Source organism: Nocardia sp. NPDC050718, from assembly GCF_040654235.1.
Classification (GTDB): Bacteria; Actinomycetota; Actinomycetes; order Mycobacteriales; family Mycobacteriaceae; genus Nocardia.
Genome location: NZ_JBFAHQ010000002.1, coordinates 630566 through 643836, shown reverse-complemented (window position 1 = coordinate 643836; position 13271 = coordinate 630566). Strand labels below are relative to the sequence as shown.

The following is a 13271-nucleotide window of genomic DNA, read 5'->3' as shown; positions in this document are numbered from 1 at the left end:
CGAATTCGCGTTCTACAGCCAGGCCGACGTCGCCATGCTGCGCAGTGTCTGCACGGCGGCGCCGGGATCGGCGGTGTTGTAGACGGCCGAGCCGGCGACGAAACAATCGATGCCCGCCGCGGCGGCCTGTTCGATGGTGTCGGTATTGATGCCGCCGTCGATTTCCACGACGAGCCGCAACTCGCCCGCGTCGACGAGATTACGGACGATCCGCGCCTTCTCCAGCACGCTCGGGATGAACGACTGCCCGCCGAAGCCGGGTTCCACGCTCATCACGAGCAGGGTGTCGAATTCCTTCAGGATTTCCAGGTACGGCTCGATCGGGGTGTTCGGCTTCACCGAGAGCCCGGCCTTGGCGCCGGCGGCACGGATATCGCGGGCCACCGCGATCGGATCGTCGGTCGCCTCGGCGTGGAAGGTGACGTTGTAGGCGCCCGCCTCGGCGTAGCCCGGCGCCCAGCGGCCCGGGTCGTCGATCATCAGGTGGCAGTCGAACGGGATGTCGGTCGCCTTGAGCAGGCTCTGCACGACCGGCAGGCCGAGTGTGAGGTTCGGCACGAAATGGCCGTCCATCACGTCGACGTGGAGCCAGTCGGATCCTTCGACAGCGGCGGCCTCGGCGGCCAAATTCGCGAAGTCCGCAGACAGGATGGACGGGGCGATCATCGGCACGGCCGGGCGGGTGAACGTCGGTGTGGACACAGCGCGCAAGTGTAGCGACCAAATGGTGATTGCCCTGCCGGGATGTGGGTAGCCTCCATAGGGTGACCAATTTTTCGGCGGAACAAGGGCTGTTCAGCGCCCCGGTGGAGATTCGCGTAGCAGCATCGTTGACCCAGCTGCCGATCCTGCGCGGACTGGCCGAAACCCTGGTCCTACTCAGCGATTTCACCCTCGACGAGGTCGCCGACGTGCGCCTGGCCGTGGACGAGGTCTGCTCGACCCTCATCGCGATCGCCGCGCCCGATTCGGCGCTCACCTGCGAATTCGTCGTCGGTGACACCGAACTGCTGGTGCGCGTCGACGGTGTGGCCGCGGCCGAGGGCATGCCCGACCAGCGCAGTTTCGGCTGGCACGTGCTGCGCACGCTCAGCGACGAGGTGAGCGCCGACCAGCAGGGCTTCGACGCGGCCGTGTCCGGCTATCCAACGACGGTCCGATTCCGTCGGGTCCGGGGGAAGGCGTAGTGCACGGCGAGGACACCACCGAAGACCACAAGCCCGACCAGGAAACCCGCGCCGACACCACCACCGAACTGGAGAACCCCGCCGAGGACACCGCCGACGACACCGAGACCGAGGAGCCGGTCTCGGGCTACGACGACGTCAGCGCCCTGTTCGAGCGGCTCGCGGCGACCGCGCCCGGCAGCGTCGAGCACGCCGTGGCGCGCGACGCGCTGATCAACCGCTGCATCCCGCTGGCCGATCACATCGCCAGGAAGTTCAGCGGCCGCGGCGAACCGTTCGACGATCTGTCGCAGGTGGCGCGCGTCGGCCTGGTGCACGCGGTGGACCGGTTCGACCTGAGCCGTGGCTCGAACTTCCTGTCGTTCGCGGTGCCGACGATCATGGGCGAGGTCCGGCGCTACTTCCGCGACAACACCTGGGCGATGCGAGTTCCGCGGCGGGTCAAGGAGACTCACCTACGCATCGGGGCCGCGGTCGACCAGCTCTCGCAACGGCTGGGCCGCTCCCCCACCGCGAAGGAGATCGCGGCCGAGCTCGACGTCGACCCCGACGAGGTCACCCAGGCCGTCATCGCGGGCAACGCGTATCAGCCCACCTCGATCGATGCCGCGTCGGTCGGTCGCGACAGCGACGCGTCCCTGCTCGACACCCTGGGCGAGGAGGAGTCGCAGTTCGACCGGGTCGAGGAGTACATCGCGGTGCGCCCGCTGCTGGCGGGTCTGCCCGAACGCGAGCGCCGCATCCTGACGATGCGCTTCTTCGAGTCGATGACCCAGACCCAGATCGCCGCCCAGCTGGGGATATCCCAGATGCACGTCTCGCGCATCCTCGCGAAAACCCTTGCCCGCCTGCGCGAACTGTCCGAACGGGACTGAGTTCCCCGTCGCGCCGGGACAACGACGTCCCCTACGCGCCCTGTCGCTCGCGCCGCATCCGGGCCGGCGCCCGCAACCACCAGGCACTGTCGATGAGTTCGGCGAGCTGTTCGGGGTCGACCGCCGTGAGGTCGATCAGGATGAACGGATGCCCGTCGTAGTGCGGTGTCGTGTAGAACACCGGGTCACCGGAGGCCAGCAGCGCTTCCTTCTCGGCCGGTTCGCACAGCAGCGCCAGGCCGCCCTCGGCTTCGACCCGCAGGCGCGCGAAGCCCTTGCCTCCGACTTTCAGTCCCGGAGTGCGCCACCAGGTGCCTTCCTCCACACCCGGTAGCTCCGTCGCCACCGCCACCACTTGTTCCCACGTCATCGCCATGCACCGATTCTGCGCCCGATGCGGGGCGCGGCGATTGGACGAATGTCGCGTGTCGTCGACGGCCGAACTCGGACACGGGAACCAACGCGTGGCCGGCGTCGCTGTCGCCGGCCACGGATGGGTCAGTCGAGCGGCTTGCGCAGGGCCGCCAGGAACATGGCGTCGGTGCCGTGGCGGTGCGGCCAGAGCTGTGCCGACGGTCCGTCGCCGAGATCGGTGACGCCGGGGAGGTACGCGCGGGTGTCCAGTTGCTCGGCACCGGAGCGGCGCACGAAATCGCCGACGACGCCGACGGTTTCGGACAGGTGCGGCGAGCAGGTGGAGTACACGACCACACCGCCGGGACGCAGCAGGTCCCAGGCGGCGGCGAGCAATTCGCGCTGCAGGGTCACCAGTTCCGGCACGTCGGCCGGGGTGCGCCGCCAGCGGGCCTCCGGGCGGCGGCGCAGCGCGCCGAGACCGGTGCACGGCGCGTCGACGAGGACGCGGTCGTACCCGGGGGTCAGACCGCTGTCGCGACCGTCGGCCACGTGCACCGTGACCGGCAGGCCGCGGGTCGACTTGCGGACCAGTTCGGCCCGGTGCTCGGCCGGTTCGACGGCGTCGACGGTGAACAGGTCGATCGCGGCCAGCGCGCCGAGCAGGGCCGCCTTGCCACCCGGGCCCGCGCACAGGTCGAGCCAGCGCCCCTGATCGGGGCCGTCCAGCGGTGCCCTGGTCAGGGCGAGGGCGACCAGCTGACTGCCCTCGTCCTGCACGGCCGCGATGCCGTCGCGGACCGGTTCCAGCTGACCGGGGTCGCCGCCGTCGAGGTACACCGCGTACGGCGACCAGCGACCCTCCTCGCCGCCGGTGACCAGCGCGAGCTCCTCGGCGGTGATCTCCCCCGGCCGCGCGACCAGGTGCACGACCGGGCGCTCGTCGTCGGCGGCCAGCAGCGCGGCCAGCTCGCCCGCCTGCGCGCCGAGCGCGTCGGCGAAGGACTGGGCGATCCAGGTGGGATGGGCGTATTCGAAGGCGAGTCCGCCGACCGGGTCGGCGGGCGCCAGCTCGGCCACCCACTCCTCGGCCGTCTTCTCCCCCGCCCGGCGCAGCACCGCGTTGACGAAACCTGCACGGCCCTGGCCGAATTCGGCACGGGCCAGGTCGACGGAGGTGTCGACGGCGGCGTGCGCGCCCGTGCGAGTGCGCAGCAGCTGGTAGACGCCGAGGCGCAGGATGTCGAGGATCGGTCCGTCGATCTCGGCGACCGGACGGCCCGCGCACGCCGCGATCACCGCGTCGAGCTGCCCCTGCGACCGGCTCGCGCCATAGGTGAGTTCGGTCGCGAACGCGGCATCACGTCCGCTGATCTTGCGCTCGCGCAGCAGCTTCGGCAGCACGAGGTTGGCGTAGGCGTCGCGATCGCGCACCGCCCGCAGCACATCGAGGGCCACTTCGCGCGCCGGATCGACGGGTTCGCCGCGCCGCTTGCGCGGGCTCGGCACACTGGGATCCGGCCGATCCTCGCGCCTGCGCTCCCCACCGCGCCCGGCCTGGCTACCACCGCGCTCACTCGCCGGCCGTTTGCCACCGCGGCCGGAATCGCCCGACCGCGAACCACCGTCGCGCCCCGCTCCACCACGCGAATCTCCCGAGCCACCACGAGAGTCCCCGACGCGGGCACCACGATCCGCGGCAGCTCGGCCACCGGCCGCACCACCCCGACTCTGCGGACCGCCCGACCGCTCGTCGCGCCCGCGCCGATCGCCGGCGGTGCCGCCACCGGCCCGCGCACCCGAGCCACCACGCTCACCAACGTCGGTGCGCCGGTCGTCGCCACGGCTCCGACCGCCGAAGCCACCACCACGCGAATCACTCACGCCACGGTCCGCGCCGCGCGAGTCCCCCACGCCCGGACCACGCCGCGAGTCACCAGCGCCACGACGACCTTCGTCGCCACCACGCGAATCGCTCGGCCCACGACCACGGTCGTCCCGCCGCCCGTCGCTCGTGCCGCCACCCGCGCGCCGGTCACCGGTGGTGCCGCGGTCGTCCGACCAGTTCGAGCGCTGCGAGCTGGCGCCGCCGGCGCGGACGGTGCCGCCGCCCTTGGCCGCGCGGGCCGCCCAGCCGCCGTCGATGTCCTTGCCCGTGACCTTCTTCTCGTCACGTGGCGTCGTGCCGCGTGCGTCGGCTTCGCGGCGACGCCGGCGATCGGAGGCGCTCATCCGATCACCTGGCCCGGTGCCAGGCGCGCGCCGCGGGCCCAATCGAGCGCGTTCATCATCTTCTTGCCGGGTGGCTGGACCTGACCGAGCCGGACCGCTGTGGTCGACGTGCCGACGAAGACGCCGGACTTGCGCACCTCGATCTCGCTCTCGGGCAAGGTTTCCTCCACCATCTCGACCGGGCCGAGCTTGAGGCGCAGTCCGTTCATCTCGGTCCACGCGCCGGGCGCCGGGGTGACGGCGCGAATCCGGCGGTGGATGGCCAGTGCGGGCTCGTCGAACCGGATCCGGCCCGCCTCCACCGTCACCTTCGGCGCGTACGACACACCGTCGGCGGATTGCGGAATCGCTTGCAGCGTCCCGTCTTCCACGCCGTCCATGGTCTTCTCCAGCAGGACGGCACCCGCCTCGGCGAGCCGGCCGAGCAGTTCGCCCGCGGTGTCGGTGACGTTGATCTTCTCGGTCATCACGCCGTACACCGGGCCGGTGTCGAGTCCGGCCTCGATGAGGAAGGTCGACGCGCCGGTCATGTCGTCACCGGCGTCGATCGCCGCCTGCACCGGCGCGGCGCCACGCCAGGCGGGCAGCAGCGAGAAGTGCAGGTTGATCCAGCCGTGCGCGGGAATGTCGAGCACCTGCTGGGGCAGCAGCGCACCGTAGGCGACCACCGGGCAGCAGTCCGGCGCGAGCTCGGTCAGCGCCGCGACGAACTCCGGCTCGGACGGCTTGCGGGGCGTGAGGACCGGGATGCCGTGCTCGTCGGCGAGCTGACCCACCGGCGAGCGCAGCAGCTTGCGGCCGCGACCGGCGACGGCGTCGGGCCGGGTGACCACGGCGACCACCTCGTGCCGTTCGCTCTCGATCAGCCGCCGCAGCGACGGCACGGCGGGCTCGGGGGTGCCGGCGAAGACGACGCGCATCAGCGGCCACCGCCGACACCGCTGGACTCGCGCACGGTCACCCCGTTGCGGAACCAGTCGGACTCGCGGATGGTGCGCATCGCGTCCTTGCGGTCGGCGGGCTCGAGCTTGCTGACGAACAGCACGCCGTCGAGATGGTCGGTCTCGTGCTGCACGCAGCGCGCGAGCAGTCCCTCGGCCTCGAATTCCACCGGCGCACCGGCACTGTCGACACCGGAGACCGCGACCCGCAGGGCCCGGCGCACGTCGTAGCGCACGCCGGGAATCGACAGGCAGCCCTCCGGCCCGACCTGCTCGTCGTCGCCGATCGCCGACCACACCGGGTTCACCACGTGGCCCGCGGCGTCGCCGGTGTCGTAGACGAACACCCGCAGCCCGACGCCGATCTGCGGCGCCGCCATCCCGACCCCGCCGTCGTCGTGCATGGTCTCGGTGAGATCGGCGATGAGCTGACCGAGTTCGGCACCGAACTCGGTGACCGCATCCGCACGGGAACGCAGAATCGGATCGCCGAACAGGCGAACGGGCTGAATGGTCACGCGGCGGCTCCCGGCTGGACGAAGTGCGGTCGTCCTATTCTAGTGACCGCCGCCGGTGCTCCCGTCCGGCGTGGTCGTCAGGAGTTCCCGGCGATGATCACCTGCGGGATGCCGGTGCCGAACGCGACCGGTGCGCACACCGGAGCGGGCGCGTGCGCCGGATCGAGCACCTGGAGCAGCAGTTGCTGCACGAACGGGTCGTAGACCATGTGGAAGTGGCCGGTCAGGTCGTCGGCGCACAGATCCTGCAGGACGAGATTCTCCGCGCCCGCGCCGTGCAGCGCGATGTTGTCGAAGGGCTGGATCATCTCGTCCACGCGGCTGCCGACGGTGACGTAGCGGACCCCGGGCACGGTGTCGCCGCCCGCGTTGAGTTCGACCATGAGCGGTTCGCCCTGCGCCTGCTGGACCGCCGCCGTCGAGGTGACCTTGGCGAAGACGTCCATCATGCCGGGCACCGCCTGTCCCACCGGGACCAGGCCGTACATCACGCCGCCGTAGCTGGGCGAGGCGAGGCCGACCCAGGTGCCGACCTTCGCCGCGCCACCGAGCTTGTTGACGTAGAAGCGGCTGACCGTGGCGCCCTGGGAGAAGCCGACCAGGTCGACCTTCGTCGCCCCGGTCGCGGCCAGCACGTCGTCGACGAACGCCCCGACCTGCGCGAAGCTGACCCGCATGTCCTCGGTGCCGTAGGTGTCGGCGCCCGGAGCGCCGCCGTAGTTCAGGGCGAACACGCACATGCCCGCGTCGACGAGCTGCGGACCGATACCCGCCCAATCGGAGTACGCGCTCGAGTCGGTACCGTGCACGAGGACCACCGGACGCGGATGCCCGGCGGTCGGCTTACAGCCGAAGTCGTTGAGCCCCTGCGGAACAGCGGACGGGTGGTCGTCGATGTAGCGTGCGGCGGCGAGGTGATCGCTCTGCCGTGGCCCCGGTTCGGTCGGGACGACGGCGGGCCGGTAGCCCGCGGGCTCCGCGGCGGCGAGCGGCGCCGCCCATCCGCCCAGCGCGGCGGCCAGGACCAGGCCTAGCGCGCCCGCGCGTCGTTTTTGTGCAGTTCCCCAAACCCACAACCGATTCCGCTGTTCCATATCCCAAACAAGTACTCCACTCGTTCAGGTTTCGCATCCTCAGAACCGGGTAATCTTTGCCCCTAATTTTTGGGGACACCGCGGCGTCACTTCTCGTCGGTGACGTCGCCCGCGGGCGCGATGTCGTCCTCGGCGAGGATGCGGTACAGCGCCCGCCGGGTCTCGGTGAGCACCTCGGCCGCCTTGGCCGCCTGCTCCGGCGTCCCGACCTGGGCGACCTGACCGACCGCGCCCATGACCTGTCCGACCAGGCCGCGCAGATCCAGCGCCTGGGCGCCGACATCCTGCTTGACCTCGGCCCACGGGTCACCGAGTTCCGCGGTGTTGGCCTCGACGTAGGCCTTGCCCTCGCCGGTGAGCTGGGCGGTCTTGCGACCGGCCACCTTCTCGATGAGCACCAGTCCCTCGTCCTCGAGCTGGGCCAGAGCCGGGTAGATGGACCCCGGGCTCGGACGCCAGATGTCGTCGCTGCGCTCGCGGATCTGCTGGATCAGCTCGTAGCCGTGCATGGGCCGCTCGGCGAGCAGCAGCAGCACCGCGGCACGCACGTCACCGCGCCTGCCCCGGCCGCCGCGGCCGCGTCCACGACCGAAGCCGGGTCCGAAACCCGGGCCGAACCCGGGACCGAAGCCCGGTCCGAACTCGGGACCGTGCCCGTGTCGCCCACCCCGGCGGAACTGCCGCCGATCGGGACCGAATTCCGCGTGGCCGGGTCCACGACCGCGACCGAAGTGTCCGAATTCTCGATTCTCTGCGTTGTGCATGACAGCCTCCTCAGGCTCTCTCGTTGTTCTTGACACTATCGACGATATATCGGCAATGCATCGAACGCAAGGGGTATTCTGAACTCACCATGACGGAGCCGCGCCGGCCGATGCGCCTGGCCGAACTGGTCGCCTCGCTGTCGCTGGCCACCGATCTCGGCTTGGGCCAGCCACAGGAGCACGTCCTGCGACAGACCGTGCTGGCCACCCGGCTCGCGGCGGCCGCGGGCCTGTCCGACGCCGATCGCGCTGCCGCGTACTACATTTCGCTGCTGGCCTGGGTCGGCTGCGTCGCCGACTCCCCCGAGATGGCGCGCTGGTTCGGCGACGACCTGCGGATCAGGGCCGACAGCTACCAGATCGACAAGACCGGGCTGCCGATGCTCACCTTCCTGCTCGGCCACCTCGCCACGACCGGCTCCCCGCTCCACCGGATCTCGGTGACCAGCCGGTTCCTCGCCGGCGGCGTGCGCGACAGCATGGACTCCCTGCTCACCCACTGCCGGACCGCCGCCGACATCGCCGAGCGCCTCGACCTGCCCGCGGCGGTCCGCACCGCGCTGCCGCAGGCCTTCGAACGCTGGGACGGCCACGGCGTGCCCGCCGGCCTGCGCGGCGACGGGATCATCCCGGTGATGCGGGTGGTCCACATCGCCGACGACGCCGAGGTGCACGCCCGGATGGGCGGAATCGAGGCCGCCGTGCGGATGTTGCGCTCGCGCAGCGGCACCGAGTTCGATCCGGAGCTGGTCGAGCTGTGCGTCCGCGACGACGGCGCGCTGCTCGACGGACTGGACCGGGTCGACGCCTGGCAGCACGTCATCGACGGCTGCGCCGCGCTCGACCGCCCCGTTCCCGAGGCCGAACTCACCGAGGTGCTCACGGTGTTCGCCGACTACGCCGACGCGAAAGCCACCTGGTTCCTCGGCCATTCCCGCGCCGTGGCCGAGCTGGCCGAGGCGGCGGCCCGCGAATACGGCCTGCCCGCCGAGCAGGCGACGACGCTGCGCCGGGCCGGGCTGGTGTGCCGGCTCGGCACCATCGGCGTCTCCACCGGCATCTGGAACAAGCCGGGCCCACTGACCCCGAGCGAACGCGAACGCGTGCGGATGGTGCCCTACCTCACCGAACGCATCCTGGCCCGCAGCCCGCACCTCGCACAGCTCGCGGGACCGGCATCGATGGTCTACGAGCGGATGAACGGCTCCGGCTATCCGCGCGGGCTCACCGGCTCGATGCTGCCGCCGGCCGCGCGCCTGCTGGCCGCCGCGCAGATGGCGCGCGCCCTCGCCGAGGACCGCCCGCATCGCCCGGCCGCCGACCCCGACGACCGGGCGCGCGTCCTGCGCGCCGAGGTGACCGCGGGCCGGCTCGACGGCGACGCCGTGGCGGCGGTGCTGGCCGCCGCCGAGGGCCGCAGGCCGCGCAAGCGCGCCCAGATCGCCGGGCTCACCGCGCGCGAACTCGATGTCCTCGCGCTGCTGGTGCGCGGCCGGTCCACCCGCGAGATCGCGCAGGCCCTCGGCATCAGCCCGCGCACCGCGGGCAGCCACGTCGAGCACATCTACACCAAGATCGGGGTGCACAGCCGGGGGTCGGCGGCGGTGTTCGCGATGCGCCACGGTCTGCTGCCGGACGAGGATCAGCCCGCGAAGATCGGGTGATCACCCGATGTCCGGCCGCCGCGCGCGGGGCGACACTTCCGGTATGACTACCTCCACCACTCCCCGGCAGACGACCGACTCCCCGGTCGCCGACACATTTCTCGCCGCGCTCATCCGGCGCGACTTCACCGCCATGACCGCCTGCCTCGCCCCCGAGGTGCGCCTGCGCGGGCTCATCCCACCCGGCCCGTTCGACGCGGTGGGCGCGGGCCCGACCATGGACCGGTTCCGCGGCTGGTTCGGCGGCCCGGACGACTTCACCGTCGTCGACGCCGGTCACGAACGGCGCGGCGACAAGCTCGCGCTGCACTGGCTGGTCCGGATGCGACCCACGCACGATCCCGGCGCGGCCCGGATCGCCGAGCAACGCGTCTTCCTGACGACCGAGCGGGACCGGATCACCACGATCGACCTGCTGTGTTCGGGGTGGCAGCCCGCCGGGTGAGCTCAGCCCTGCCCGGCCAGCTCGTCGATCCAGCGGGTCAGCCGCGCGCCCTCGGTGACCATCAGTTCGGGGTCGCGGAAGGTGTTGGCGAGCAGGGAGATTCCCTGATAGGACGCGACGAAGGCAATGGCGAGTTCGGCGGCGTCGGACCGGCCCAGTTCGGTGAACTGGGCCCGCGCCCAGTCGATGAGCAGGCTCATCAGCCGCGCCGGTTCGCCACCGAAGGCGTCGGGCCGCTTGTCGAGTTCGGCGGCCAGCGAACCGGTCGGGCAGCCGTAGCGCGCGGCGAGGTCGCGCTGGTCCACCCAGCTCGCGACCATCGCCTTCAACCGTTCGGCGGGCCCGGGCAGCGGCTCGATCCCGGCGACGATCTCGGCCAGCACGCTCGCGTGGGTGTCGATCACGGCGTGGACGAACTGATCCTTGGTCTTGAAGTAGTAGTAGACGTTGCCGACCGGCACGTCGGCCGCGGTGGCGATGTCGGCGATGGTCGTCTTCTCGACACCTTGCTCGTAGAAGACTCGCGCGGCCGCCTCGACGAGCCGCTCCCGCTTGCCGATCTTCGGCCGCACTCCCGCCACTGAGTCAGTCATGCAACTAACTATAGACAACCCTGCCGAGCGTTGCTACGGTGGGTTAGTCAGCCAACTAACTCAGGAGTTTTCATGATCGTCGTCACCGGAGCCACCGGCAATATCGGCCGCCAGCTGGTCGGACTGCTCGCCGAGGCGGGCGAGCGGGTCAGGGCCGTCTCCCGCGGCGCCACCCCGGTCGACCTGCCCGCGGGCGTGGAACACGTCGTCGCCGACCTGGGCGACCTCGACAGCCTCTCCCCCGCACTCCAGGGCGCGGACGCCCTGTTCCTGCTGATCACCGGCGAGCAGCTGATGACCGGCCCCGAACCGGCCGACCTGCTGAAGGCCGCGGCCGCCGCCGGTATCCGCCGGGTGGTGTTCGTGTCCTCGCAGGGCGCGGTGACCCGGCCCGACTCCGCGGGATACGCCCGGACCATCGCGTTCGAACGGGCGCTGGCCGAGTCCGACCTGGCCTGGACCGCACTGCGCCCGGGCGCCTTCTTCTCCAACACCTACGCCTGGATCGAGCCGGTGCGCACCGCACGGACCGTCGCCGCGCCGTTCGGGAATGTCGGTCTGCCCGCGGTCGACCCCGGGGACATCGCGGCGGTCGCGGCCGTGGCCCTGCGCGAAGACGGGCACGCCGGGCGCGCCTACACCCTCACCGGCCCGGCCGTGGTGACTCCGCGCGACCAGGCGGCCGCGCTCGCCGTGGCCATCGACGATCCGATCGGCTTCGTCGAACTCACCGCCGAGCAGGCGAAGGAGAACATGCTGCGGTTCATGCCGGCGGCGGTCGCCGACCACACGCTGACCATCCTCGGCACGCCGACTGCGGCGGAGCAGCAGGTCAGCGGTGATATCGAGCGGGTGCTCGGCCGTCCGGCGACCGCCTACGCGGAGTGGGCGCTGGGGCAGTCGGCGATGTTCCGCTGAGCGGAGTCCGCGTCCGACCGCGGCCCGGCTCAGGTCTGGTCGGCCAGACGATCCAGTACCACCGGCAGACCGGGGCCCGCGAGCGCGTCAGCACCGGCGGCGCGGCCCGCCATCACCATGACCAGCGCGATCGTCGGACCGCTGACCAGCGGACCGGTGCCCGTGGCGAAGGGCCCGTCGGTGGCTTCCAGGCGCAGGCCCGCGATGGTGGTCTTGCTGGGCACGGTGAAATCGCGGCTCGCGTAGAAGTCGGCGACGGCCGTGGCGGCCGCCGTCGACGGGGTGGTGGACAGCCCGAGTGGTCGCCGGATGTCCTGGCCGTGCACGACGACCTCGCCGAGCCAGGCGGCGGTGTGCCCGGACGCCGCCGTCGTGCTGGTCACGACCGCCCGGAACCGGGCGAGGGTTTCGGCGGGGGTGGCTCCGCGATGCTCGGCGAGCCGCCGGGCATTGTGCAGATCGAAGTCGAAGCGGGCCCCGAGCACGCTGGCCAGCCAGCGCAGTCGCCCGATACTCGCCGCCGCGGTGAGGTGGGCGACGACCTGCTCGACCGTCCAGTCCCCGCACAGCGATGGCCTGGCCCACTGGTCGTCGTCCAAGAGCGCGAGGTCATCGGCGAGGGCCGCGCGTTCGGTGTGGGTCATCGCCCACAGTTCGTCGCGAGAGGGGGTTGTCGCCACGGGACCTCCAGGGCGCGGTTCGGGGGACGCGCGGGCGCGCGCCGTCGTCAGTGCAGACGACGGCGACCGCGCGAATTCATCGGGCCCGGTGTCAGCCCTCGGCGGTCGCCGGCATCGGTTCGCCACGGTGGGCAGGGATCGACCGGCGCCGGTCGTTGGCCACGGCGGTGATCACGCAGGTGCCGAGCGGGCCTTCGCGGTCGTACATGGTAGCGGTGCTCACCGCGACCCCGGCGTTCCCGACGTGGTCGAGGGCCTGCATGCCGAGTTCCGGGCCCACCGGCAGCCGGGACAGGGTGAGGGTCATGTCGGCGTTGATGTAGCCGACGCCGCGCGAACCCCAGTGGCAGACCAGGTTGGTGAGGTCACCGGTGGCGGCGGCCCGCTGGAACGGGGTGAACGGTTGCCCGGCCACCAGCGGGGGCAGGTTCTGCCAGGTGACCTTGCGCTCGGCGTCGCGCGCCGCGCCGAAGTCGGCGATCCAGTCGGCGTCCCCGGACTTGAACAGCGGCAGGGCACCCTGCGGATCGTCGCGGCGTTCCGCGGGGGCGGGCAGGGTCCGGGGCGGCTGCCAGACCGTTCCGGGCGGATCCTCGGTGGCGGCCAGGAACGTCACCGTCGCCCTGGCCCGCGTCTGGTCCTGCTGGACGAGCCAGGAATCGACGACCTTGATGCGGTTACCGGCCCGCACCACCGCACTGTGCAGTGTGATCGGGTCCCGGGTGACCTGCTGGAACAGGTCGACCGAGAGCCGCGCGGGGACGAAACCCGCACCCGGGCTGTGTTTCTCGGCCTCCAGCGCGAGCAGGCCACACACCGCGACACCGTGCAGCTGGTTCGGTGACCAGCGGCTGACCGCCAGATCGTTCGCCACGTACGTCCCGTCGCGCGTCGTGAAGAATTCCACCACGATCCTCTCTGCTCGCCCGAGGTCATGGTAGGGCAGGGCGCGGCGGCGTCTGATCCGACAGGTGTCCGCACCGTGTCCGACGGGTCGCGCCCGGCG

Annotated in this window: 15 protein-coding genes; 5 read left to right on the top strand and 10 right to left on the bottom strand. The window is 71.6% G+C overall.

Features of this window, described 5'->3' with window-relative positions:
* Nucleotides 1-12 precede the first annotated feature (12 nt).
* Nucleotides 13-666, bottom strand: a complete 654-nt coding sequence (gene rpe / locus AB0H54_RS12460; RefSeq protein ID WP_355281522.1) for a ribulose-phosphate 3-epimerase — start codon at nt 664-666, stop codon at nt 13-15.
* A 98-nt stretch (nt 667-764) separates the two neighbouring features.
* Here rpe and AB0H54_RS12455 point away from each other — a divergent pair, with 98 nt between their 5' ends.
* Together AB0H54_RS12455 and AB0H54_RS12450 are read left to right on the top strand one after the other, a co-directional pair.
* A complete protein-coding gene (locus AB0H54_RS12455; RefSeq protein WP_355281324.1) occupies nt 765-1187 on the top strand; it encodes an anti-sigma factor in 423 nt (140 codons plus the stop codon).
* The gene (locus tag AB0H54_RS12450) at nt 1187-2062 is read left to right on the top strand and encodes an RNA polymerase sigma factor SigF (RefSeq protein WP_357345126.1); all 876 of its coding nucleotides are present in this window, start codon (nt 1187-1189) and stop codon (nt 2060-2062) included. The genes AB0H54_RS12455 and AB0H54_RS12450 overlap by 1 nt, the downstream gene beginning before the upstream one ends.
* A 31-nt stretch (nt 2063-2093) precedes the next feature.
* Here the strand turns inward: AB0H54_RS12450 and AB0H54_RS12445 are convergent, their stop codons facing one another.
* The 6 genes from AB0H54_RS12445 to AB0H54_RS12420 form a co-directional block, all read right to left on the bottom strand.
* Nucleotides 2094-2438: an MmcQ/YjbR family DNA-binding protein gene (locus tag AB0H54_RS12445; RefSeq protein WP_355281328.1), complete on the bottom strand. Its 345-nt coding sequence runs from the start codon at nt 2436-2438 to the stop codon at nt 2094-2096.
* Nucleotides 2439-2560: 122 nt separating this feature from the next.
* Nucleotides 2561-3925 (bottom strand): transcription antitermination factor NusB, encoded by a 1365-nt coding sequence (locus AB0H54_RS12440; protein ID WP_357345726.1) that lies wholly within the window; start codon nt 3923-3925, stop codon nt 2561-2563.
* Nucleotides 3926-4644: 719 nt separating this feature from the next.
* Nucleotides 4645-5568, bottom strand: a complete 924-nt coding sequence (fmt, locus tag AB0H54_RS12435) for a methionyl-tRNA formyltransferase (protein ID WP_357345124.1) — start codon at nt 5566-5568, stop codon at nt 4645-4647.
* Nucleotides 5568-6107: a peptide deformylase gene (gene def, locus AB0H54_RS12430; RefSeq protein ID WP_357345122.1), complete on the bottom strand. Its 540-nt coding sequence runs from the start codon at nt 6105-6107 to the stop codon at nt 5568-5570. The genes fmt and def overlap by 1 nt, the downstream gene beginning before the upstream one ends.
* 77 nt (nt 6108-6184) lie before the next feature.
* The gene (locus AB0H54_RS12425; RefSeq protein ID WP_355281332.1) at nt 6185-7201 is read right to left on the bottom strand and encodes an alpha/beta fold hydrolase; all 1017 of its coding nucleotides are present in this window, start codon (nt 7199-7201) and stop codon (nt 6185-6187) included.
* Nucleotides 7202-7287: 86 nt separating this feature from the next.
* Nucleotides 7288-7965, bottom strand: coding sequence for a PadR family transcriptional regulator (locus tag AB0H54_RS12420; RefSeq protein WP_357345120.1), 678 nt, complete (start codon nt 7963-7965; stop codon nt 7288-7290).
* A gap of 89 nt (nt 7966-8054) precedes the next feature.
* On the opposite strand from AB0H54_RS12420, the gene AB0H54_RS12415 reads away from it, so the two are divergent.
* Entirely contained in the window at nt 8055-9629 is a 1575-nt protein-coding gene (locus AB0H54_RS12415; protein WP_357345118.1) for an HD domain-containing phosphohydrolase, read from the top strand.
* Between the two features lie 43 nt (nt 9630-9672).
* Nucleotides 9673-10074 (top strand): nuclear transport factor 2 family protein, encoded by a 402-nt coding sequence (locus AB0H54_RS12410; protein ID WP_357345116.1) that lies wholly within the window; start codon nt 9673-9675, stop codon nt 10072-10074.
* 2 nt (nt 10075-10076) lie between these two features.
* On the opposite strand, the gene AB0H54_RS12405 is transcribed toward AB0H54_RS12410, so the two are convergent.
* On the bottom strand, nt 10077-10667 hold the full coding sequence (locus tag AB0H54_RS12405) for a TetR/AcrR family transcriptional regulator (RefSeq protein ID WP_357345114.1): 591 nt from the start codon (nt 10665-10667) through the stop codon (nt 10077-10079).
* A gap of 72 nt (nt 10668-10739) precedes the next feature.
* Here AB0H54_RS12405 and AB0H54_RS12400 point away from each other — a divergent pair, with 72 nt between their 5' ends.
* Nucleotides 10740-11585, top strand: coding sequence for an NAD(P)H-binding protein (locus tag AB0H54_RS12400; protein ID WP_357345113.1), 846 nt, complete (start codon nt 10740-10742; stop codon nt 11583-11585).
* 29 nt (nt 11586-11614) lie between these two features.
* On the opposite strand, the gene AB0H54_RS12395 is transcribed toward AB0H54_RS12400, so the two are convergent.
* Complete coding sequence (locus AB0H54_RS12395; protein WP_357345724.1) at nt 11615-12229, bottom strand: maleylpyruvate isomerase family mycothiol-dependent enzyme; 615 nt, start codon at nt 12227-12229, stop codon at nt 11615-11617.
* Nucleotides 12230-12356: 127 nt separating this feature from the next.
* Nucleotides 12357-13172: an acyl-CoA thioesterase domain-containing protein gene (locus tag AB0H54_RS12390; RefSeq protein WP_357345111.1), complete on the bottom strand. Its 816-nt coding sequence runs from the start codon at nt 13170-13172 to the stop codon at nt 12357-12359.
* Nucleotides 13173-13271: the final 99 nt, after the last annotated feature.

Bases quoted from the DNA above. Each gene is read 5' to 3' on its own strand.
- rpe (WP_355281522.1), bottom strand. From the start codon at position 666: ATGATCGCCCCGTCCATCCTGTCTGCGGACTTCGCGAATTTGGCCGCC.
- AB0H54_RS12445 (WP_355281328.1), bottom strand. From the start codon at position 2,438: ATGGCGATGACGTGGGAACAAGTGGTGGCGGTGGCGACGGAGCTACCG.
- fmt (WP_357345124.1), bottom strand. From the start codon at position 5,568: ATGCGCGTCGTCTTCGCCGGCACCCCCGAGCCCGCCGTGCCGTCGCTG.
- AB0H54_RS12425 (WP_355281332.1), bottom strand. From the start codon at position 7,201: ATGGAACAGCGGAATCGGTTGTGGGTTTGGGGAACTGCACAAAAACGA.
- AB0H54_RS12420 (WP_357345120.1), bottom strand. From the start codon at position 7,965: ATGCACAACGCAGAGAATCGAGAATTCGGACACTTCGGTCGCGGTCGT.
- AB0H54_RS12415 (WP_357345118.1), top strand. From the start codon at position 8,055: ATGACGGAGCCGCGCCGGCCGATGCGCCTGGCCGAACTGGTCGCCTCG.
- AB0H54_RS12410 (WP_357345116.1), top strand. From the start codon at position 9,673: ATGACTACCTCCACCACTCCCCGGCAGACGACCGACTCCCCGGTCGCC.
- AB0H54_RS12405 (WP_357345114.1), bottom strand. From the start codon at position 10,667: ATGACTGACTCAGTGGCGGGAGTGCGGCCGAAGATCGGCAAGCGGGAG.
- AB0H54_RS12400 (WP_357345113.1), top strand. From the start codon at position 10,740: ATGATCGTCGTCACCGGAGCCACCGGCAATATCGGCCGCCAGCTGGTC.
- AB0H54_RS12395 (WP_357345724.1), bottom strand. From the start codon at position 12,229: ATGACCCACACCGAACGCGCGGCCCTCGCCGATGACCTCGCGCTCTTG.